The organism is Coleofasciculus sp. FACHB-712, assembly GCF_014695635.1.
Lineage (GTDB): Bacteria > Cyanobacteriota > Cyanobacteriia > Cyanobacteriales > FACHB-T130 > FACHB-T130.
In genome coordinates, this window is sequence record NZ_JACJOQ010000232.1 from 1 (window position 1) to 2,759 (window position 2,759).

3 protein-coding genes are annotated in these 2,759 nt (G+C 47.3%); 1 reads left to right on the plus strand and 2 read right to left on the minus strand.

The annotated features are described in order from the left end of the window. The coding region (locus tag H6F50_RS06625) for a cytochrome P450 (RefSeq protein WP_190427772.1) at positions 1-314 on the minus strand (314 nt) is incomplete at its 3' end. A gap of 290 nt (positions 315-604) precedes the next feature. Here H6F50_RS06625 and H6F50_RS06630 point away from each other — a divergent pair. After that, entirely contained in the window at positions 605-1,885 is a 1,281-nt protein-coding gene (locus H6F50_RS06630) for a sodium:proton antiporter (RefSeq protein WP_190427775.1), read from the plus strand. Positions 1,886-1,931: 46 nt separating this feature from the next. Here H6F50_RS06630 and mutL read toward each other — a convergent pair. Next, positions 1,932-2,759, minus strand: an 828-nt coding sequence (gene mutL, locus H6F50_RS06635; RefSeq protein WP_190427779.1) for a DNA mismatch repair endonuclease MutL, incomplete at its 5' end; no start/stop codon positions are given.

Sequence of the window (2,759 nt, forward strand, 5' to 3'; positions counted from 1 at the left end):
TGAAAGGGGGGAGTCAATAGCTGTCGCTGGCGCTGGTGGCGATCGCCATCTAGTAATATCAGAGATTGGTCGCCCAGCAAAGGTTGTAAAATCTTATTCCCACTACCGCTGTTAAATTGTCTGGGATCTGCCGTTAACAGCTCCTGAATTCCTTGCGGATTGCTAATGAGTACATACGGGGGAAAGCCACCCCAGCGGGCTGTGAAGCAGTCACCATAAGCTTTAACAGACGTTTCTAGGTACTGCACGGGCTGGGAAATCCATTGGAGTAGTTGCAGGAATTGCAGCGTCTGCGGCCCATCAGGCAGTGTCATGGCGTTTTTCCTTTTATTTTTTCCTTTTATCGATCGCAAAACTAAGCTAGCAGAGGCAGCGATGCGATCGCTGTAATCTGGAGCGAAAACCTTCCACTAGAAAACCTTCCACTACAGGATAATTTGGCGTCAGGGTTTAGAGGCTTTTAAGGAGTGCGATCCTCAGCCTTCAGTCGTAAAAGTGGATCGATCGCATTTTGTCTAAAATCTAGCCCGGTGATGATTTGGGGTCTTCGGCAAGTCAGTAGAGTTCAGAGGGTACTGTTTTCAACTATGCGATCGCTAAATGTATGCTCCAAGTCCTATTCCCTCCTGTATCTATCTATATTCTTGACCTGTTGGTGATTGGTCTACTCCTGCTGATGGTTACTTTGGGATCGGGCTGGATTAAACGATTACCCCTCTCCTATGCCATCATTTACCTGCTCGTGGGTATCGGATTAGGGCAATACGGGCTTAAGTTAATTCAGATACGACCAGACGCCGAATTTCTGGAACGACTAACGGAATTTGTGGTGATTGTCTCCGTCTTTAACTGCGGTCTAAAGATGAATCGCCCACTCAGATTAAGGTCGTGGAACACAACAGTGCGGTTGATTGGATTTCTGATGCCGATTTCAATTTTTGCGATCGCTGCGGTTGGTCACTGGTTTTTAAAAATGGATTGGGGTCCAGCGATTTTACTCGGTGCAATTCTCGCCCCAACCGATCCAGTCTTGGCTTCAGAAGTTCAGATGGGAGATCTAAAAGATAAAGATGAGCTGCGCTTTGGTTTAACTTCGGAAGGGGGTTTAAACGATGCGCTCGCTTTTCCGTTTGTTTATTTCGGGATTCACTCCTTAAAAGATAGCAACTGGGACAACTGGTTTAAACAATGGGTAGCGGTTGATTTACTTTGGGCGATCGCAGCTGGCATTGTCATGGGAATTATCGCGGCAAAAATGGTTGTTTTGGTTGACCAGCAACTGCAACGTTTCCGCCAGGTCGATGAGTTGATGGAGGATTTTGTTGCTCTCAGTACGATTTTAATTACCTATGCTTTGACAGAAATTGTTAATGGCTACGGCTTTTTGGCAGTTTTTGTGGCTGGAGTCGTCGTTCAGCGGAGTTACCACGATCCCGAAAAGAAAATTTCGCAATTTGAATTCACCGAACAAGTTGAGAAATTACTGGAAGTTGCAACAATTTTGATCTTAGGAACGCTATTGCGGTATGAGCCGATTCGCCAGTTTGGTGGTCAGGGTCTCTTGGTAGCAGTCTTGTTGATTTTTTTGATTCGACCTCTGGGAGTTTGGATTAGCTTTCTCGGTCGTCGCTACCCCTCTGAAACCCGCTTTTTGTTTGGCTGGTTTGGTATTCGTGGCGTTGGTTCTTTATATTATCTTTCCTATGCTTTTGGCGAAGGTTTAAAAGATACTTTGGGCGAACAAATTGCCTGGATTACTTACATCGTCATCGTGATTTCTGTATTTTTGCATGGGATTAGTGCTACTCCTTTGATGAATTGGTACGAACACAATATCAAGAGAGAAGGGAGGAAAAAGAAACAAAAGGTTACTGCTGATTCTTGATAATTCAGTAAGGACACGGCATTGCCGTGTCCTTACTGAATTATTTCTAAATCCCATGACTTTTGCCAATTACCCAATGACGGCGGAAGAAACGCGAAAGCGCTGATTCTTCTAGGGACAAATAAATTGGACGACCGTGGGGACAAGTGCGAGGATGACGAGTTCGCTGCCATTGCTCTAAGAGAGTTTGCATCTGGGGCAAGCCGAGAGGAGTCCCGTTGCGGATGGCGGTGCGGCAGGCGATCGCTACTTGAGCGGTTTGCAAATCTCCACCTAAGCTGAGTTCCACTAAGGCGTCGGCACGATCTTCTCGCTCTTGTAAGGGTGCGGGTGCCGTGCGAATCGCCCACAGTTGCTCTCCAAAAGGTTCTATATCTAAGTTGATCTGTTCGAGTTGCTGGATCTGGGCGGGAGAGAGATGATTCAAGATGACGGGGGGTTCTAGGGGGACGAGTTGCCAAGCTTGGCACAACTGCTCGTACAAAACCCGTTCGTGGGCAATGTGCTGCTCCACCAACCACACCCCAGCCGGATGCTCTGCCACAATGTAGGTGTTGTGAACTTGGGCAACGGCTCGGAGTTCCATCAATCCGATCTCATCAGTTTTCTTTGCCTGAGTATCCGTTGGCTGCGATTGAAGGGAACGATTGACGCTGTAGGCACTTTTCGCTTCCGCTGCTTTGATCAGGCGGCTAACTCGCTCTGGGGTTTTTTCCAGAATTGTCCCCACATTCAGACGCAAGGCTTGCTCAATCGCTGATGTCACCTGTTCTTGCCAGTAATTGAGCTGGTTTAAGTAAATTTCGGCTTTGGCGGGATGGCGGTTCCAGTCTATTTGACTGGCACAGATGAAAAGATGCAGAAAACAGATCGG